This is a genomic window from Mucilaginibacter paludis DSM 18603 (assembly GCF_000166195.2).
In the GTDB taxonomy this organism is placed as follows: Bacteria; Bacteroidota; Bacteroidia; order Sphingobacteriales; family Sphingobacteriaceae; genus Mucilaginibacter; species Mucilaginibacter paludis.
In genome coordinates this window covers 3847547-3868410 of the sequence record NZ_CM001403.1, presented here as the reverse complement: position 1 = coordinate 3868410, position 20864 = coordinate 3847547, and the positions used below count along the sequence as shown (strand labels likewise).

The following is a 20864-nucleotide window of genomic DNA, read 5'->3' as shown; positions in this document are numbered from 1 at the left end:
TTTATGAAGACAGAGATGAAAGCAAATGTTTGCAGTATATTACATAGGGTCTCAACTGCTAAAAATAAACCTATCTTACCAAGGACTTAACTTTCCGGGATGCTTATAAAATTTAATTTATCCAGGATAAAATGTACTGCAATATTACATCTATTCTGCATTTTTGCCCCTTGCTTTTCGTTTGCCCAGTTGAAATGCCGGATCACCCATTATTCTACCCAGGATGGCCTGTCACATGACAAGGTGACCTCTATAATCAAAGACAGGGAAGGATTTATGTGGTTCGGTACCTGGGATGGCATCAACCGTTTCGATGGGCAGACTTTTACCACGTTTAAATCTTATGCTGGTGACAGTTCCAGCCTGAACAGCAACCGGATCAATGATATCGTCGAAGATGACAACGGGTATTTATGGGTTAAAACCGATGGCAATCAGGTTTATAGATTTGATAAAAGAACTGGAAAATTCCTTTATGTATTGAAAAGACTGAAAAAGGTCGCGGGAAAAAGATTTTCCTGTACGGGTATTCTGCCGTCAGGAAAAAACCTGGTCTGGCTTTTGAGTTCGGATCAAGGCCTTATCGCATTGTCTAAACCCGGATCGCCGGAACCTGTTATCACCAGATATGCACAGGATCAGGTTGGGCGCTTTAATCTTCCTTCTGATAAGATTAATTTCTTCCGGATAGACAACCAGGGAAAAATCTGGATAGGAACCGTAGGCGGTATATCAATACTCAGGCCCGACGCCTCTGGATATTATTCAAGCAAGCCCCTGGATCTTGATGTTTTAAACAAGTGCAATTTCAAATCCGTGGCAGAAGATAAAGTCAATATCGCTTTCACGACACAGGATGGTTATTTAATCATTCATAATAAGCAGAACGGGAGGTTCCTTAAAAAGAAAATCTTACCTGATATGCAATTAAATTCGGTATGTCTTGCCTCAAAACGCGATTTAGTATATTGCTCAACGGCTAAAGGCGAGCTAATAATACTAAACAAGGCCGATCTGAGCCTTCGCGCAACTGTCAGAATCGACCAGCACCCGATCTTATCTATCTTGGAAGACAAGTCGGGCTGCTTGTGGCTCGAACCTAGTGAGAACGGTGTATTCCGGTATGACCCCTGGCGGGGCAACCTCCGGCGTTTCACGCAGCCGGATTATTCTTTGATCAATACGGGTACACCATACGAGGTATTCGAAGATATAAATGGCAGAGTTTGGGTCAATATGAAAGGGCATGGTTTCGGTTATTATAACGAGGCCACAGGCACAATTGATCGCTTCTACAACGATCCACGATTTGACGACTATAGATTTAACAATAGGGTTGTTCATCACTTTTACGACAGTGAGGGAATCCTATGGTTGAATACGGACCAAAAGGGATTGGAAAAAGTAGTGATCCTAAATGATGACTTCCATCAGCATCTTTTAGTGGACCACACCTATGTACAATCGGAAAATGAGGTCCGAGCCTTATATTCTGATCATCAGCAGCGACTATGGATCGCAACTAAAAGAAAACTTTCGGTCTTCAAAGGGGGAAAAAAAATCCAAGGGATGTTCACCAATGAGCCCCCCGGCGGACTTGGCTGGGTTTATACGATATGCGAAGACCGGAAAGGAAATATCTGGCTCGGGACTAAGGGCAAAGGACTTTTTAAGGCAGAACCACTTGATCAGAATCATACCAGGTATCGCCTGGCCCAATATACAAACGACCCAAAGGACACGACCAGTATTAGTGGTAACGCTGTGTATTCCGTTGTGGAGGATGAGAAGGGACGGATCTGGACGGGTACAATAGGCGGCGGTTTAAATCAAGTGGTGAGCATCAAAGGAAAAACGAAGTTTTACAACATCAGAAATGGGTTTTCCAATCACCCAAGGGGCGCTTATAACGGAGTCCGGCACCTGGCGATCGGTCCAAAAGGAAACATATGGGTGGGGACCACGGACGGCTTACTCATCGTCGATGCTACCGATGAACAACCCCAAGACTACCGGTTTTTCGAATACAACAAAATACCAGGTGATCCGCAAAGTTTAGGAAATAATGATATTCAGTTCATATTAAAGGACAGGCAGCAACGTATGTGGCTATGCACAGCCGGGGGCGGATTTGACAGGGCGGTCGGGAAGGATTCTCAGAAAGGGTTAAAGTTCCGTAACTATACAATCGGGGACGGGTTGGCCAATGATTTTACACTAAGTTGCGTAGAAGATAATTTCGGTAAAATTTGGCTGGCCACCCAAAAGGGCCTTTCACAATTTGATCCCGAAATACAACATTTCAAAAATTATTACGCGATCGAGGGATTGCCAAAATTCGGTTTTTCGGAAAGTGCCTGCCTAAAACAGCCTTGTGGAAACATAGTCTTCGGAGAATTCCAGGGATACCTTTCCTTCAATCCCGCAATGATCAGTCACCACAAGACCAATGCGCATATAGCTATAACCGGCCTGCAGGTGAATGGCAGAGATATTGACATTTCGGACCATAAGCAATCTGTTTTGAAATCAGATATTAACTACTTGACCGAACTAGTATTAAAATATGACGAAGATGACCTGAGTTTTACCTTCAATGTCCTGGACTATCGCAATGGGGACAGGCAAAATTACGCGTATCGGTTATTGGGCATGGATTCAGTCTGGATACAAAGCGATCCTAATCAGCGGAAGGCAACCTACTCAAACCTACCTCCCGGCAGCTATATTTTCCAGGTTAAAACGGTGGGACAGGATCAATATCTTGAAGTACCGTTCAAACAACTTTCGGTTAAGATCCTACCACCGCCCTGGCGAACAGGATGGGCAAAAATAGCTTACATCTTATTCATCGCGGTCTTGCTGCGGATGACCTGGCGTATCATTTCGACCATGTTTAAACTTCGCCAGCGCATACAAGTTGAACAGGAGCTTACGGAACTAAAGCTGAATTTCTTTACCAATATTTCGCATGAATTACGCACCCCTTTAACTTTGATTATGAGCCCTGTTGAAGCACTCTTGTCCAAGGAAGACCTATCTGAAAGAGGAAGAAGGTATATTGAGATCATCAAGAGGAATACCGAGCGTATGGAAAGGTTCGTCAGCCAGTTACTGGATTTACGGAAAGTGCAAACAGGGAACGCGCAGTTAAATATTTCCCGCGTCAGCCTGGTTTCTCTGATCGATAAAGTCGCCGGCTATTTTACTGAGGCCTTTCGTGAGAAAAATATCCGGTTCAGCATAGTCCCGGATAACCTGGTCTTGGAGATTTGCGCTGATCCAGAAAAGATGGAAACAGTTTTTTATAATATTCTTGCCAACGCCCTGAAATACAGTCCTCAAGATGGAGTGATAGAGATCTCGGTCAATTTCAAAGAGAATGGATCTGTATGCGCAATCGCCATCCGTGACGAGGGACCCGGTGTCGATGAAACGCAACTTACTGATATATTCCGGCTTTATTACGAAGGTCAAATAGGCGGAGCAGGACAATTAAAAGGTACTGGGATCGGCCTTTCGGTTTCCAGTGAATTCGTACGACTTCACGGAGGTAAGATTTATGCCGAAAATAGTGCAGATACAAATGGGCTGATCGTTACGATTGAACTCGGAACAAGTTTAGAACTCTGCCAGTTCCAAAAAAAACCGGGCACGATGCGAACGCAAACAGCTATATCAGAGGTTAAATCGCCGGAGCAAGATACTACGGAAAAAGGAAGGGCACAGGAAACGGGCTATAAAGTTCTGAAAGCGCCATTACTGTTGTTAGTTGACGACAACTCCGACCTGCGTGTTTTTCTGTCAGGGGAACTTGGGGGGCATTATCGCATTGAGTTAGCGGAAAACGGGGAGGAAGGATTTTCCAAAGCCATGCATTTATATCCGGATCTGATCATATCTGATGTCATGATGCCAGTAATGGATGGTATTACCATGCTGGATAAATTAAAAAGTCATAACGAAACGAGCCATATCCCGGTTATTTTGCTAACGGCAAAAGCTTCTGTAGAAAACAAGATCGATGCTTTGAACTTTGGTGCCGATCAATATCTGACCAAGCCTTTCCGCACCGAGATGCTGCTTGCTGCTGTCAGCAATCTTCTGGAACAAAGAAACAGGATGTTCTGGCAACTTTTCAACCGCCCTAATTCAGCGCAAAAAGAAAGAGGCGATCTTCTCATAACCTCACATGATGAATTATTCCTTAACAAAATAATTCAATTTATCAGTGCAGAAATGTCAGACCCCTCCCTGAGCATTGAATCTATGGCAGCTAACGCGAATATGAGCCGCTCACCATTTTACCGGAAATTTAAGGGCCTGACCAATATGGCCCCAGTTGAATTCTTACGTGAAATGCGGCTTAGAAAAGCAAAAATACTTTTTGATTCAGGAGAGCAAAGTATTACCGAGGTCGCTTACCGGGTGGGATTCGAAAGTCAAGCGTACTTCAGCACCTGTTTCAAGCATTACTCCGGCCAAAACCCGTCTGAATATATAAAAAACCTGCAATAAAGGGTCTTAGACAGCGTGATAATACGAAAATGAATTCCGAACATCGAACTACCCTTTTTCTATGAGGCAAAAATAATCATCGCAGAGGCTTTAGCTCTTTATCAATAAACGTTTTCTTAAAAGTAAATAAAGTTGGCGATGTAGAATCACCGGGGAGTACTACGGTCGATGCCCCCAAATCTTTATTTCTCCTAATCTTTCCATCAAGAATACAAAAATATCGACTTGAACGGCTTCAGGGAATATGATCTTTTTTTTTCTAAATGAAACCCATTAAATAGCCTTTAAAACGCTCTAAAACTCATAAAGGTCAATTTTTGAATGCAATAGACTAATTTTTATTCACCCCATGCAGATCACTTCAAATAGATTTGTGTGACAATAACCAATTGTAAAGTGGCTTCCGGTCATGCTAATTTCCTGGAGCGAAATCTTTTTACTTAATAAAATTATGAAGAAATTATCCGCTCTTTCAAAACCCCTGTTATTAACGCTCCCGGAGGTCAGCAAAGGTTTATACCTATTCTGCAGGCATTGATCATTTATTTTTTGATCTCGGCTTTGTAGCCCGATCAAGGTATACAGCGAATCAAAAAGTGAGGCCGTCGTCAAAACAAATATTATTCACAATCCATAAGCTTAAAAATATGTAAAAACTTTACACTCCTATCTCCTGGTTGCCCCAGGTAAATCACGGTTAGAATTAACCGTCCCAATAATTTATTGAAAATTTATAAAATATTATGAATAAATACATTACCTCCATCGTATGTATACTGGCCATGACAAGCATTTTCAGCTCATGTCAGAAAAAAATGTTTGACGACTATTATGCCCGCCCTGATGGCTTGGCTCAACCTATCTACCAGGAACTGCAGAAAAAAGGGAACTTTACCACGGCCTTGGCCCTCATAGACAAAGCGGGTTACAAAACTATTTTGGGTACAGCGGGTTATTGGACCTTTTTTGTGCCAAATGACAACGCTTTCCAAGGTTACTTCCAGGAAAATGGTATCAGCGGCGTGGCGGCTCTGGATTCAGCAAAAGCAGCCGGAATTATAACCTATAGTCTTGTCGCCAATGCTTATCGAAAAGACCAATTGGGGATTTTACAGACCGCGAAAGGTGCTGTTGCCGACAATGCTTACAGAAGGAAAACTGCCTATTATGACTTCACTTTTGTTGACCCGAATCATTCCGGGGTTTCTGTGGCCAACAACCGTAATGCGACCTACGTGGCCAACGATAATAACAACAAATACATCCCTTATTTTTTGAGCGGCTATTTCGGGATAAATGCCCTTACTGCTTCTGACTATAATGCTTTTTATCCCACCTCCACCTTCACCGGCTTTAACGTCGCCGGCGCCAAGGTTATCACCGCTGATATTCCGGCTGAGAACGGCATTATGCATGAAATTGATAAAGTTATCCCGCCGATACCTAGCATAGATCAATACATCTCTCAGAATCCGGATTATAGTGAATTCATGCGGCTTCTGGATAAACTCGCTATCTACACAGCTAACATTGCACTGACGAGCCGGTATAAAGTGCTAACGGGGAAATCGGATATTGTTTATGTTAAAAGTTATCCGGCTACGCTCGCCTTCGCACCGAACAATGAGGGTTATCTCGCCCTTACGCAAACTGATGCCCAGGCAAACGGGTGGACAATGGTCGTGCCCAAGAACTCAGCGCTTCTGGCTTACGAAAAAGATATCCTGGCCAATTTCGGCACATTCGACGCAGCTCCGCCAAGCGTTTTAACCGACCTGATTAATGCACATATGTGGCTTTCTACCATCTGGCCGAGAGATATTCTGACCAGCAATAATAATCTTCAGGTGCAATCTGCAACCTTCGTGGCTTCGGACATCATCGATACTAAAATGTTGAGTAACGGAAACTTTTACGGTACAAAAGCGGTCCAGCAGGCCAATGTCTTTCGCACTGTGTATGGTAAAGCCTACCTCGACCCCAAATACAGCCTGATGACCAGGATATTTGGTCAGACAGATCTCAAAGTTGGCTCGACGAACACGAACTTCAAATATACCTTGTTTATGATGTCCGATCTCGAGGTCAAAAAAGCAGGGTATGATTATATTCCCGATCAATCTGTTTGGACGTATACTGACCCGAACGCGTCTGGGTCATCCCCCTCGACCAGCGCATTACAGGAAAGGCTGGCCAGAATAGCTGCAAATTCCCTACTTTATACCGCCTACGGGCAGTTCGATAATTTGTCCGGGGAAGGTATAGCTGAATCTTTTGGAGGGGAATACGTCAAATTTAAGAATAACAAAGTTTTTGCAGCAGGAAACGTTGTGAAGGGAACTGCTGTGACGATAGACAGCGTGAAAACCGCCTTCAATGGAAGGGTCTATTATACCAAGGGCTTGCTGCAATTTGCAGAAAATACGGAAACACTGGGTCAGAGCATCGAACGACTCGGCCTTTCCACAGACCCTGTAGTGGCTGCTAACTTCAACTACTTTTACCAATACCTGATTAATTGCGGAACACTTTGGATACCACTTACCAAAGACATCATCGGAGCTGCGGTAGGTGGGCAATATACAGCTTTTATCCCTACAAATGCCGCGATCATGCAGGCGGTCCGTAACAACCTTCTTCCCGGCAACTCTGTCACGGGGCAGCCAACCTTCAGCCCCACAACAACCCTCGACCAGGCAAAAGTAATAAATTTCCTGCTATACCACATTGTCGAAAGAAATACCATAGCCGCCGACGGTATAAAAAACGGGATTTTTCCTACGCTATTAAAAGACATCAATGGCAATGCTAAAACGTTGACAGTTTTCTATCCCGGTACAGATCCGACCCGGTATGTTCCCGCTCAAATGGAAGTCAGGGATGGTAAATTTACCAGCGGAACAGGCGCCACCATCAATCTGGCAGGCAGCAACAATCTTGCCAACAGAGCCCTGATTCACTCTATTAATCAGGTGCTTAATTCTAACTAACCTGTTCTATGAAAAAATACATTTTAAGGATAACTTGCTTTTTGCTGATCGTTTTTTCGGTTAATTCAGTACGCCTCAAAGCACAGGTCCCTGAGAAAGTGACCGTCCGTGGGAAGGTGACCGATAAAAAAGATAAATCGACCGTGATTGGTGCATCAGTTGTCGAACTGGATAAAGATAAACGTGTGATCAATGGTCAGTCGACCGACATTAACGGAAATTATGCGCTTCGAGTAGCCAGTACCCAAAACCAGATCCAGGTTTCCGCCATTGGCTATAAAACCCTAACCCTTGACATGAGCAAACGGACGGTGATCGATATTCAGCTGATGCCTAACGGCAGGGAGCTTAATGAAATATCCATCCAGGCCAAAACCCAGAGCAACAACGGAACGGGGATGAATATCGACAAGCGAGATGTAACTACTGCAACAAGTACTATCAGCGCAAAGGATTTGGAAGAACTGTCGGCCACCTCTATTGACCAGGCCTTACAGGGACGCCTGCCGGGTGTTGACATCAGCGCCACTTCCGGCGATCCTGGCGCGGGTATGTCCATCAGAATACGGGGTACCAGCAGCCTGAATGGTTCATCAAACCCATTGATTATTTTAGATGGTATGCCCTACGAAACCCAAGTGCCTGATGACTTTAACTTCGGTACAGCAGATGAACAGGGTTACGCGCAGCTACTTAACATTGCCCCGACAGACATTAAAGATATCACGGTCTTAAAGGACGCGGCATCCACCGCTCTTTGGGGATCACGTGCTGCGAACGGCGTACTGATTATTACAACCAAGCGCGGCGTCATCGGGAAGCCAATCCTGAGCTATAATTTTAAAGGAACTCGTTCAAAGCAACCCAATGCAATACCCCTGTTGACCGGTGACCAGTATTCGATGCTAATTCCCGAGGAGATCGCCAATAAAGGAGGTTACCCGATCAATACGCTTGTTTACCCTGAGTTCAATTACGATCCACGGGACGTTTTTAATTTTTACAATTACAGCAATAACACTAATTGGATCAACGAGATTACACAAACAGGATACATTCAAGACCATAATGTATCCATGCAGGGTGGGGGCGAAAAAGCGAGGTACTATGCCTCTGTCGGGTTTCTTAATCAAAGAGGGACAACTGTCGGCACCGCATTAAGCCGGATTACCACAAAAATTAATCTGGATTACAATGTATCAAACCGGATTCGCTTTCGTTCAGATTTCTCTTATACGCATATAAACAATGACCTGAGCTATTCTTCCACTATCCGGGATATCGCATACAACAAAATGCCTAACATGAGCGTATACAGATACGATGAATTTGGGCGCCTAACACCTGTTTTCTTCTCCCCGGCATCCAATATACAGGGACAGTTTTCGCTCACTTCCAGTGGGGCCGCTTCTGGAACCGCTAATCCGCTTGCCCTGGCTGAATCTGCTTTCAGCAAGCAAACGGGGGAGCGTATTACCCCGCATTTCAACGTCCAGTATGATATTAAACCAAACATCCTGCTGGCTACATTTGATATCCAGTTCGACATCAACACAACGAAATCAAAGAATTTTCTTCCGCAAATTGCGACGGGCCGTCCGGCTTCGGAAAGCGTTGTTAACCGAGCGACAGATAACGACGGGGATACTTACGGAATAGACAGTAAGTTCAACCTGATCTATACACCCCAGTTTAAATCTGATAAACATAGGCTACAAACCCTGGTTTCCATTCAAACACATGACTCCCGTTCCATTGCGCAGAATATAACTACGGCAAACTCCGCCTCCTCTAATCTAACGGACGTTTCGGATCCCGCCAGGATCCAAAGCGGTGATTTCGTTCTCCGGTCATCAGATAACCAGAACCGGAGCATCGGGGTGGTGCTTTCCAATCAATATGCATTTTTAGACCGTTACATTATCAATGTCGGCGGCCGCCTGGATGGCAACTCGAACCTGAGCACCAATAACCGCTTTGGCGTATTTCCGGCGGTTTCTGCAAGATGGCGTGTTTCTGGCGAACCTTTCATGAAAAAGCTGAAATTCCTGGATGACCTGAGTATGAGGGCCAGTTACGGTCTGTCTGGTCGCTCACCAGACGCCAACTACACTTTTTATAACACCTATAATCCAACAGGTTCTTCTTATGCCGGTGAGTCAGCCGTAGTCCCAGGAAATATCGGCTTGGATAACTTGAGGTGGGAACGTAAAACCGGCAGAAATCTTGGTCTTAACCTTTGGACGCTTAAGAATCGCTTGATGGTCGATATTGAAGTTTACAACGATAAAACAACAGATCTTCTATTCAATAACCTCAAGACCCCTGCCTATACCGGTTACCCCACCGTAACGGCCAATATAGGAACAATTGTGAACAAAGGTTTTGAGATCGGTGTCAACACTATCCCTTATAAATCAAAGAACCTGGTCGTAGGGTTCGACTTTAATTTTTCTAAAAATCAGAACACAATGACTGAAGTGTCTGACCAGTTCCCTAAAACAGATGGGAAGAAAATAAATACCAACGGGATTTACCGTACTTATCTCCAGGTGGGCAACCCTTTTGGTTCGTTCTATGGTTTTAGGTATAAGGGAGTGTACTCGGATCTAAATGCAACGGTTGCCAAAGACGTTCATGGCAAAGCGGTGATCGGCCCTGGCGGGCAACCCGTGTATATGCGCTTCAACTATCCTGCAACAGATTATACATTTCAGCCAGGTGATGCCATCTATGAAGATATTAACCATGACGGTAACATCAACGAAGATGATATCGTGTACCTGGGCAATAGTATACCTAAAATTTCAGGTGGGTTCGGACCTAGCATAACCTGGAAAGGAGCATTGAAGATTTCTGCGTTTTTCGTATTTAAAAGTGATTTTGATATCATCAACGAAACCGATATGAAAACAAGCAATATGTATAGTTATAACAACCAGAGCACGGTGGTGCTGAGGCGGTGGAGAAACCCGGGTGATATCACTGACGTTCCCCGTGCGCTACAAGGTGCAGGATATAACTGGCTAGGCTCAGACCGTTATGTGTCTGATGCGTCTTTTCTAAGATGGCAGTCTGTGACGGCTAGATATACAATCGGGAAAGTACTTCTAAATAGGCTAAAGGTTAAAAATGCGAGCATTTATATTACTGCGGAGAATGTTTACACTTGGACCAATTACCTGGGGGTGAACCCAGATGTTTCGAACCGGGGCAACACCAACCCGTTCAGCTATATCTCGGACCAGGCCCTTACACCACCATCTAAAAATATAACAGTTGGAATTACAGTCGGCTTTTAAAATATCATCATGAAAATCAATATGAAACTGAAATTTTCGCTCGTTCTATGCCTGTTGACCTTCGTTTCCTGTAGCAAATGGCTGGATTTAAAACCACAAGACGGTTCTGTCCGTGAAGATTACTGGAAAACCAAACAGCAAATAGAAGCTGCGGTCGTAGGGTGTTATTTTTCGCTGGCCAATGGGACACTAGTGCAAAACCTTTTCATTTGGGGTGAGTTGCGGGCAGACATGGTCATTCCCACAGTGAGCGCTACTACCGAAGAAAATGACTTGGTATCCGGGAATATTTTGTCGACCAGTTCACTGACCAAGTGGAACAGCATCTACTCGGTGATCAACAATTGTAATACCATTATCGAATATGCTCCGCTGGTTTTGCAGTCTGACAAGACACTTACACAGGGCCAACTTGATAATTATCTCGCAGAAGCTCGGGGCCTGAGAGCACTAATGTATTTTAACCTTGTTCGAGCCTTCGGAGAGGTACCTCTTCAGCTTAAAGCTGTATCAAGTGATTCCAGGCAAGAGCTTCTGACGAAGAGCAGCCAGGAAGACGTTTTGAAACAGGTCATCGACGATCTTGCTTTTGCCGACGAGCACGCGATGCTGAACTTTGGAGCGGATGCCGCAAAAAATAAAGGAAGGATAACAAGATACGGGATAAACGCCATACAGGCTGATGTTTACTTATGGATGGCCGGAAGCGATCATCCGGAATACTATACACAATGCATTAAAGCCTGTGATAAGATAATCAACTCCGGTAATTTTGGGCTGATCGATGGTAGTAAACAAGCAGATTGGTTCAATACGGTTTTTTTTACAGGAAACTCGAATGAGAGCATTTTTGAGATCCAGTTTGATGCCCAATTGCTGAACCCTTTTTATACGATGTTTATCAACCTGAGTGGAAAGCATTTTTTAGCTGCCCCGAGGGTGACCGACGTAGTCTACGGCAACGATCCCAATCCCCTGAATAAAGACATCAGGGGAGATGGGGGGGCTGTTCGAGCGACAGATTATGTCATCTGGAAGTTTGCTGGAACGCCAGGGAACAGTTCATTAAGAGCCCCCGGAGAATCCTACGCACATTGGTTTTTTTACCGGTACGCGGATATCCTGCTTCTGAAAGCAGAAGCCCTGACCTTTTCAAATAATACCACTGGTGCTTTGGCACTCGTTAAGACCGTCCGCGCCCGCGCCCGGGCCATAGCCGCCACAGAAGAAAACCCGGACCCTAACAATGTTCAGGATGTAGCCGATTATATACTGAGAGAACGGAGGCGCGAGTTTGCTTTCGAAGGAAAAAGATGGTTCGACGTACTCCGGAATGCTAAACGTGATAAATATACCCGTATAGACCTTATCCTTAATATGATAGGTGAAATTGCCCCCGGAGATAAGGTGCAATTGATCGTTGGAAAGTATTCAGACAGGCGGAGCCATTACCTACCTATAAATCTCGATGAGCTGCTGGCTGACAAAAATTTAGTTCAAAACCCTTTTTACCAATAACTATTATGAAAAAAACTCAAGGCCTTCAACTGGCGACAGTGATTACCGGTTTTTTTATTGCACTTTTTTTCGCGAAATGCAAACAAGAGCCTTTGGTGATCAACACCAGCAGTAATGTCAACATTACCTCTTATCTTGATAAATATCCGGAGCAGTTTTCACTATTCAGAAAAATGATTGAGCGGGCGGGAACCGACGGCTTTTTGCAGGCCTATGGAAAGTACACGCTTTTTCTTCCTACTAATGATGGGGTTAAGGCCTACTTGGCCAAAGCAGGCAAGAATTCCGTGGACGACATTGATTTAGGAGAACTAAAGGACGTTGTCAATTTTCATATCCTGAATGATACCATTTCTACCTCTAAATTCAGTGATGGTAAGATAAGTGCTCTAACTCTTCAGGGTCAATACCTTACCACAGGAGTAACTCTGGCTGCTGGGATCACCAAGCTAACAGTCAATAAGCAGGGAGATATACTTACCTCCAATGTACGTGTCGGCAACGGGATTATCCACGTGATCAGCCAGGTACTCTTACCCGCGAAAAATACTTTGGCAAAAATGATAGAGAGTGATCCCAATTATTCAGTTTTTACTCAGGCTCTTAAAGCAACTGGTTGGTATGATTCGCTTAACGTCATCCCGTCGAATAATCCTATTGCCACACGAAAATTCCTGACTGTTCTGGCGGAAAGCAATAGCGTACTGAATGCTGCAGGATTTCCGGATTTCATCAGCCTTAAAGCCCGCCTTTCCCCGGGTAGCGGAGATCCTAAGAATGTAATGGATAGCCTGCATACCTTTATTGGTTACCACATCATACCTGGTGCAAACTATCTGGCAGATTTTGCTACCCTGACCTCGCTAAACACACTGGCCCCGCCAGATATCCTGAATATTTCCAGGAGTGCAGGTAATATCCTCATTAATGATATTGTTTTTAACGGTATATATGAACCCGGGAGTTTAATCTCAAGGTCATCAAGCGATCTTTCTGCCTCTAACGGGGTACTGCACGCTATGGCACCTTATTCTTCTACAGCCGGAATAACTACGGGGCATTTCGCTATCAAGATCCGTAAACCGGTCCCTGTATACTGGGATGTTTGTGACTTCCCGGAAATCAGGGCTATCCCTAGCATTTTCAGACAGGCTGGGTCGGCTTCGACCTACTTTTCGAAATATTCCGCAACAGATCAGCCGATCAGTGGCTGGGACTGGGAAAGGAAGTCTTCAGGCACGCCAACTGCGCCTAATAACAAATATGATCAGCGATACCTGAACTATACGGGCGCTTGCTACAACGACGTGCTGAATCCATCCATTAGTATTCCAACAGCGGCCAACAGCGGAGCCGGGCTCAACTCTTGGATCTATATGAAGACCCCGGTCATTGTAAAAGGCAGGTATAAAGTTTGGATCTGTTACTCAAGGGATTCACAGGGCGGCGGCGATTACCCGTTGGGCAGACGTGTTCAATGCAGGGTGCTGGTCGACGGCGTTACAATGGCTAAACCTTTCGATTTTTCTGAGCCCCCGCCGATTGTTCCAACCATGTCGGAATTGGAATCCCAAGGCTGGAAATATTACATGTCCAATCCAGTCGTTGCCACGGCCCCCTCATCGAAGCCTTTTATTGGCAAACTGGTCGGCATTGTCGATATCGCCGTGACCAATGTGCATCAGGTACGCCTTGAAGTGATACAGGGCAACCAGTCGCTGGACAGAAACAAGTTGGATATGATACATTTTATCCCAACCGACTGGCCCTCGCAGGTATTGCCAAGATTCAGACCTGACGGCACTCAAGATTTTACACCAATACCATAACCCATTGATCTATAAATACCAGGCGGTGTTTATAGATCAAGTTTAAATTTTACGGCATGATATTAAAAATACGGCATTTTACATATTTACTAGTACTGATCACGCTTTCTTGTTCCTGTAACAAGAAATGGGATAATTATAACAACTTAAGAGACTCAGCACTGTCCCAAAGTCTTTTAGAGCGGATCAATAGAAACCCGGACCTCAGCCAGTTTTACAGTCTTCTTGTAAAAACGGGGTACGATAAAGTTATCGCTTCTTCCAAATCATTTACGGTATGGGCGCCGAATAACGTGGCCATCCAGAAAGTTGATTTGGCGATTATGCAGGATAGTGTACGGCTAAAACAATTTGTAGGGAACCATATCGCAAATCAGTCCTACCTGGCCTCAACGATCAGTGGGCAGCTTTATATCAAAACCTTGAACGGGAAAAATGTAACTTTTAAAAGGGCGTCGGTTGATGATTCGCCGATCATCGTGGCTGATCAATATACCGGCAACGGCGTGTTACATGTGATCGGGGATGCGATCATTCCTAAGCCGAGTATCTGGGAATACCTGATGTCGACCACGACATTGCAGAAACAGGAGCTCATTTCGCTGAATTATCTGGCCTTTGACCGGTCTTCAGCTATACAGACGGGTGTGAATCCCAATACAGGCGCACCGATCTATAAACCCGGGACAGGCTATACGACGCTCAATAGGTTCAATAATCTGGCCGATATTAGTAATGAAGATTCTCTCTATACCTATATTGTGCTCATCGATCCCCTGTTCGTTGCCCAACAAAGTTCACTATTTAAATACTTTGTTACGACAAATCTTTCCAAATCGGATAGCCTGACCAAATTCAATGTGATCAGCATGCTTGCTTTCAAAGGTGTCCTGAATTCAGAAGCATTTCCAGATACAGTGTATTCCGCTGTTGACAGTGTCAAATTCCATTTAAGAAAGAGTGACATCGTGGAGAGCCGCAAAGTTAGCAATGGTATAGTTTACGTGATGAACAACATTAGTTACAAGTTGTTGGGGGAAAGGAACGATAGCTATGCAAGGATCAAACCGATCACGCTCCAAGGAGAAAATATAGACAGTATGCTGGTCACGAAAACCTATAGTGTACGAACCCGGAGGAACCCGAATAACACCATATACCAGGACATGCTCTTGGAAAATCATGGTACAGCTTCAATGTGGGTTAATTATCGGACAAACGCCAACTCCGTTAAATACAGGGTTTATTGGCGGGTCGTGCGTGATAATGCATTAGCCCTGACGGGTTCAGCTACTGACCTGACCTATTTTCCTATGAGACTGGCTTTCAATACGCCGACCAATGTCTCCTTTACGCAGGCCAAGCCAGGCGTGGTCGACAATGGTGTCGACCCGGTGACCGGAAAACACACTTTTTCACCCAATTATAATGATGTATTATTGGGTGACTTTGTCAGTCCCTTCTATTTCTCGAAAGCTGCCGGTTTCGGCTCATTAAATTTATTTCTTCTTGGAAATACGGTAACAACCAATGGGGCAAATACATTGCTTTTAGATTATATCAAACTGGTCCCCATCCCCTAATTAAAATTCGAAATAATTTTATGAATTACGTATTGAATACATCACTAAAAAACATCATACTGATCCTACTGGTTATTGGATTTACACCCATGTGTATAAAGGCGCAGATCGGTTCCCTTAAGCCGGATTCCGCCAGTAAAAAAAGAAACGTGGCGGACAATTTTCTAACCGGTAGTGTAAGGGATGCCGGAACAGGGAAAACACTGCCGGGTATCAGCATTGCTTCCGGCACCGAACTTGCGACAATCACTGATGAGAAAGGTGAGTTCCGGATTGAGGTAAGCGATCATTATGCAGTGATTAATGTATCCGGTCAGGGCTACCAGCAAAAGGAAATCGTTTTAAAAGGCAGAAAAACGATCGTTATTGATCTTTACCCCGACACCTACAAATCATTTTACAGCGAGGTAAAACTTCCTTATTCTGTAAACTCAAAATTACATACTGCATATGCTGTAGAAACAGTGAGTAGTTATGATAATTGGCAGCGCACCGCGGAAAGTTCGGATACCTATTTACAGGGACGGGTCGCCGGCCTAAACGTTACCCGCCGGTCGGGTACACCCGGTGTAGGCGGAAACTTATTGCTTAATGGTTTCAGCTCATTGTACTCAACTAATCAACCCCTTATCGTTGTCGATGGAATGATCTATGATAATTTCAGCTATGGTACCTCAACCATCGCGGGACATATTTCTAATCCCTTATCCAATATCGATATCAAAGACGTGGATTCATACACCATTATTAAAGACGGAACGGCTTTTTATGGGACAAGAGGTGCTAACGGTGTTATTTTGATTACGACGAACCGGGCCAAAAGCCAGGTGACCAATATTGACTTTGCAGCCTATGGTGGTTATAATTATAAACCTGGAAATTTGCCGGTCATGAACGACCGGAATTACCGTATTTTCCTTTCTGACCTTTTGGTCACGGTTCCGGGTGAAACGCCTGCTAACATTCAACTTAAGCCATATATCAACGATTCTGCGAATCCATTATATTACCAGTACCACAATACGACGAACTGGCAGGACCAGGTAATGAAAAACAGCTATAACCAGAATTATTACATGAAGATCACTGGCGGTGACAATATCGCCACTTATGGCTTGTCAGTGGGGTACCTCGGGGAAAAAGGCATCACCAGGAACACGGATCATCAACGTAATCAAACCCGCTTTAACGCCGATCTGAACCTCACAAAAAAACTTTCTGCGCAAGCGAATCTTTCTTTTGTGAATAACCAGCAAAACTTGAAAAGCCAGGGAATAGCTCCCAAAACCAATGTATTATACCTCGGCCTGGTAAAAGCGCCAATCTTAGCGCCGCTCCAGAAAAGTTCAACCAACGAAACCGCTCCCATAGCGGCGGATGTCGATGCCTTCAATATTTCCAATCCTTACGCGCTAACGGAAGACATGGTGGGGATCAACAAAAATTACAGGTTTGTTGGGTCTGTTAGTTTTTTCATGAAACTTAATGAAAAATTGAAGCTCCAAACCCTGATCGGAGTGAACTATGATAAGGTCCGGGAGAATTTCTTTATACCGGGATTAGGTGTCGTTCCTGACACACTTGCAACAGGGATATCTACAAATAGTTCGGGCACCAGCACTAAAAGCCTGTATTCGGTCTACAATGATTCGAGGATTTCTTACGCCTCCAGGTTTAGAAACGATCAAAAACTTGCTGTTAACTTTGGTGCTAGGTACAGCTACAGCGAACGCGAAGCTGATGCTGGGTTAGGCTATAGTTCAGCGACCGATGATTATGTTAGTGTCGGCGCAGGTCTTCCTGCACTCAGGTCAAATACCGGCTATAACAGTAAATGGAACTGGATGGATGTTTATGGGAATGTGGACTATGAATTAAAGAACAAATATTTTGCTTCGTTGAATATCGCTGCTGACGCGTCTTCACGCTTTGGGAAAAACGCCAGCACATCTTTTGCTCTCAATGGCAATAAATTAGCCCTGATGCCCTCAATCGGGCTTGGTTGGCTTGTTTCGAGTGAGGGTTTTATGAAAAGTGTCAGGTTTATCGATATACTGAAGTTTCGTGCGGGTTACGGTATGACCGGAAATGATGATATTGGTGATTATACCACTGCCCAGTTTTATAGTTCTCAAAACCTGCTTGGTAGCCAGGGCTTGGTACGTGGCAATATCGCCAATCCTTCTTTGAAATGGGAAACCGTTAAAAAAGCTAATTTGGGTATGGATATTTCATTATTTAAGGAAAGGCTGAACCTGAGCGTGGATTACTTTAACCATCATACTACGGATATGATTACCTATGAACCGACAGGGACCATCTCGGGCTTTAGTTATGCCATCACTAATAATGGTGCGATGGAAACAAAGGGCCTTACTTTTGCAGCAAGCGGACGTTTGCTGAATACCAGGGTAAAATTCGACATCGGTGGAAACATTTCCTTTTACAAAAATAAGCTCACCATGATCCCTGACGATAAGCTACTGACGACATTCGCTGGCGGCACGATCATCAGCCAGGTCGGCCAGACAGCTAACTTGTTCTATGGCTTTAAAACCAATGGTGTTTTCGCTTCCGAAGCTGAGGCTGCTGCATCGGGATTAAAGAACCTGAGGGCGGACGGCACCATAACCAATTTCAGGGGCGGAGATATGCGCTACATCGACAACAATCATGACGGGATTATCGATGATAACGACAGGCAAGTTATTGGTGACCCTAATCCGGCCTTCACCGGCTCTTTTATAACATCGGGATCTTATAAGCGATGGTCAATGGATGCGGTCGTCACTTTTACCAGTGGAAATGATATTTATAATTATACCCGCAGGCAGCTTTCCTCCATGAGCGGGTACGAAAATCAGTTGGATTATGCCATCAATAGGTGGAAAATTCCTGGCCAGGTCACCAATGTGCCTCGGGCGGAATATGGAGATCCGGCGGGAAATTCCCGTTTTTCCGACAGGTGGATCGAGAGCGGGGCATACCTCCGGTTAAGAACTATTTCCGTTACCTATGCTATTCTGAAAACTGGTAGCACCATCAAATCAGCTAAATTATTTTTAACCGCGGATAACCTCTTCACTATTACAAATTACCTGGGTTATGACCCTGAATTTAGCGCCTCAGGGAACCTGTTCAGCCAGGGAACCGATATTGGCCTTGAGCCGCAATTCCGCACTATGCAGATCGGTATAAGACTCGGTTTATAAGAATCAGAATAAAAGAAAAATGAAAATGAATATAACAAAGTTAATTAAGCGGAATATTTTGCTTTTATTTTTTATGATAAGTGTTTTTTCCTGTAAAAAAACCTTTGATTACCAGCCCGAGAACGTACTTGATATCACGAAAAATTACCAGGACGTAAATGACGCCGATGCTGTTATCCTGGGTTTATATGGGAAATTCGCAAAGGTCATGGATAAATATATCGTATTGAATGAATTGCAGGGCGACCTGATGGATGTAACACCGAATGCGGATAAATATCTTAAGGAAATCAATGAGCATAGTGCGACAACCGATAACCCCTGGGCGGATCCGAAGCCCTTTTATGCTCTGGTCATTGACTGCAATGATATCATGTACAATTTCAAAGAGATGTTGAGAACCAGAAGAATGACTCAGGCAGAATTTGATATCAGGTATTCTGAGGTCACTACAGTTTGGGTATGGGTATACCTTCAACTTGGTATTCAATATGGATCAGTGCCGTTTGTGACCGACCCATTGGCAACGATCGATGCCGTAAAGGACCCATCAAAATCGCCCACCGTAAGTTTTGACGTGCTAATCGATAATCTGATTGCAATGATCAGAACGGTTCCGGTGCTGAACCCCATAGCCCTGACGGACGAAACACATACACCAATCATCGTGACGGCGGGTTCATCATTGATCCGTGTAATCGATGGCTACAGTACATCGAGAATGTTCCTAAACAGGTACTTTCTTTTTGGCGATGTCTTTTTATGGAAAGGAAGTTACGCAGAGGCGGCGCATTACTACCGGGCTGCGATGGATCTATCTGAATACGTAAAAATTTCTTCTGGGTCGGGGTCATATCCCGATTTTTTCAGGGTGACCGGCAGTAAAGGAGAGGCGACAGGTCCTACCTGGGACAGCGATTTTATATCCCCTTTCGATGGCGATATCAAAAGTGATATCATCAGCCAGGTGCCCTTTGATAAAAAATTCCAACCTGGCAATCCTTTCATCAGTCTTTTTTCGCACGCGGGAAAATACCTGCTGAAGCCATCTGCCAAATCCATTAACAACTGGGATATACAGTACCGATCTGATAATTCACCCATCGACATTTATAGGGGGCCTGACAAATCGTACTCTATGGGTCCGGAGCCGGAAGTAAAGAAGCTAATCGCGGGCTTTAATAAACTCAACCCTTTGGAAACAACAGGAAAATTTATTATTCAGCGATCAAGAGGACTTCACCTTCGTTTTTTGGAAGCGGCCAACAGGGACGGCCGTGACCAATTAGCCTACGCCTTGTTAAACAATGGCTTAAAAGCGGCCTATACCGGTCCTCCTCCTGTTCCCGCTAATGTGGTGAACATTATGCAAAGCTTTGATGCGAACCCGGATTATTATTTCGATGCCAGAGCTGGGCAGTTTCCTCCTTACGTAGGGATATGGAGCGGTAATATTGGTATTAGGGGAAATGCCAGCCTCGTACCCGTTAAAGTTGATTCTGTAAAGTACTTTGATATGTCGGTACCGGCACTATGGGATAAACCTGTCAAGGATGCCAAAGGTCTGGCGATCGCCCAGGAGGATCTCATTCTGAAGGAAAACGCACTTGAAATGGCTTTTGAAGGGGTACGATGGACTGACCTTGTCCGGGTCGGGCTAAGACGGGAAAAGGAAATACCGGGGTCTGGGCTGGCGTTCATGCAGGCAACTGTTGCTGCGAAGTTCATAGCCGCTGGGAAATCAGTGCCTCCGGGTGTGGCCCAACTCGGGTCTAGTGTAGCGAACTGGTACCTGCCCTTTAAAAGATAGTTTCTTTGGAGATCAAATTAGTGAAAGTCACCAAAATAAACTGTCGAGAAATTAAACCTGGTCCGGTAGCATATGTTACCGGTCGTTTTAAGAAATAAACAT

The 20864-nt window shown here is 44.5% G+C and carries 8 protein-coding genes; all 8 read left to right on the top strand.

From position 1 onward, the window contains the following. The first annotated feature begins 99 nt into the window (after positions 1-99). Positions 100-4518 carry a hybrid sensor histidine kinase/response regulator transcription factor gene (locus MUCPA_RS16450; RefSeq protein WP_008507895.1) on the top strand — a complete coding sequence of 1473 codons (4419 nt, stop codon included), beginning with the start codon at positions 100-102 and terminating at the stop codon, positions 4516-4518. A gap of 743 nt (positions 4519-5261) precedes the next feature. Beyond that, a complete protein-coding gene (locus MUCPA_RS16445) occupies positions 5262-7508 on the top strand; it encodes a fasciclin domain-containing protein (RefSeq protein ID WP_008507894.1) in 2247 nt (748 codons plus the stop codon). A gap of 8 nt (positions 7509-7516) precedes the next feature. Continuing rightward, the gene (locus tag MUCPA_RS16440) at positions 7517-10810 is read left to right on the top strand and encodes a SusC/RagA family TonB-linked outer membrane protein (protein WP_008507893.1); all 3294 of its coding nucleotides are present in this window, start codon (positions 7517-7519) and stop codon (positions 10808-10810) included. Positions 10811-10819: 9 nt separating this feature from the next. After that, the gene (locus MUCPA_RS16435; RefSeq protein ID WP_008507892.1) at positions 10820-12328 is read left to right on the top strand and encodes a RagB/SusD family nutrient uptake outer membrane protein; all 1509 of its coding nucleotides are present in this window, start codon (positions 10820-10822) and stop codon (positions 12326-12328) included. A gap of 5 nt (positions 12329-12333) precedes the next feature. Beyond that, positions 12334-14157: a fasciclin domain-containing protein gene (locus MUCPA_RS16430; protein ID WP_008507891.1), complete on the top strand. Its 1824-nt coding sequence runs from the start codon at positions 12334-12336 to the stop codon at positions 14155-14157. Positions 14158-14213: 56 nt separating this feature from the next. Beyond that, positions 14214-15740, top strand: coding sequence for a fasciclin domain-containing protein (locus MUCPA_RS16425; protein WP_008507890.1), 1527 nt, complete (start codon positions 14214-14216; stop codon positions 15738-15740). Positions 15741-15760: 20 nt separating this feature from the next. Further along, the gene (locus tag MUCPA_RS16420; RefSeq protein WP_008507889.1) at positions 15761-18952 is read left to right on the top strand and encodes a SusC/RagA family TonB-linked outer membrane protein; all 3192 of its coding nucleotides are present in this window, start codon (positions 15761-15763) and stop codon (positions 18950-18952) included. A gap of 73 nt (positions 18953-19025) precedes the next feature. Beyond that, positions 19026-20762: a RagB/SusD family nutrient uptake outer membrane protein gene (locus MUCPA_RS16415; protein ID WP_157543926.1), complete on the top strand. Its 1737-nt coding sequence runs from the start codon at positions 19026-19028 to the stop codon at positions 20760-20762. Positions 20763-20864 lie beyond the last annotated feature (102 nt).

Coding starts and splice junctions, on each gene's coding strand:
- MUCPA_RS16450 (WP_008507895.1), top strand. CDS start 100: ATGCTTATAAAATTTAATTTATCCAGGATAAAATGTACTGCAATATTA.
- MUCPA_RS16445 (WP_008507894.1), top strand. CDS start 5,262: ATGAATAAATACATTACCTCCATCGTATGTATACTGGCCATGACAAGC.
- MUCPA_RS16440 (WP_008507893.1), top strand. CDS start 7,517: ATGAAAAAATACATTTTAAGGATAACTTGCTTTTTGCTGATCGTTTTT.
- MUCPA_RS16435 (WP_008507892.1), top strand. CDS start 10,820: ATGAAAATCAATATGAAACTGAAATTTTCGCTCGTTCTATGCCTGTTG.
- MUCPA_RS16430 (WP_008507891.1), top strand. CDS start 12,334: ATGAAAAAAACTCAAGGCCTTCAACTGGCGACAGTGATTACCGGTTTT.
- MUCPA_RS16425 (WP_008507890.1), top strand. CDS start 14,214: ATGATATTAAAAATACGGCATTTTACATATTTACTAGTACTGATCACG.
- MUCPA_RS16420 (WP_008507889.1), top strand. CDS start 15,761: ATGAATTACGTATTGAATACATCACTAAAAAACATCATACTGATCCTA.
- MUCPA_RS16415 (WP_157543926.1), top strand. CDS start 19,026: ATGATAAGTGTTTTTTCCTGTAAAAAAACCTTTGATTACCAGCCCGAG.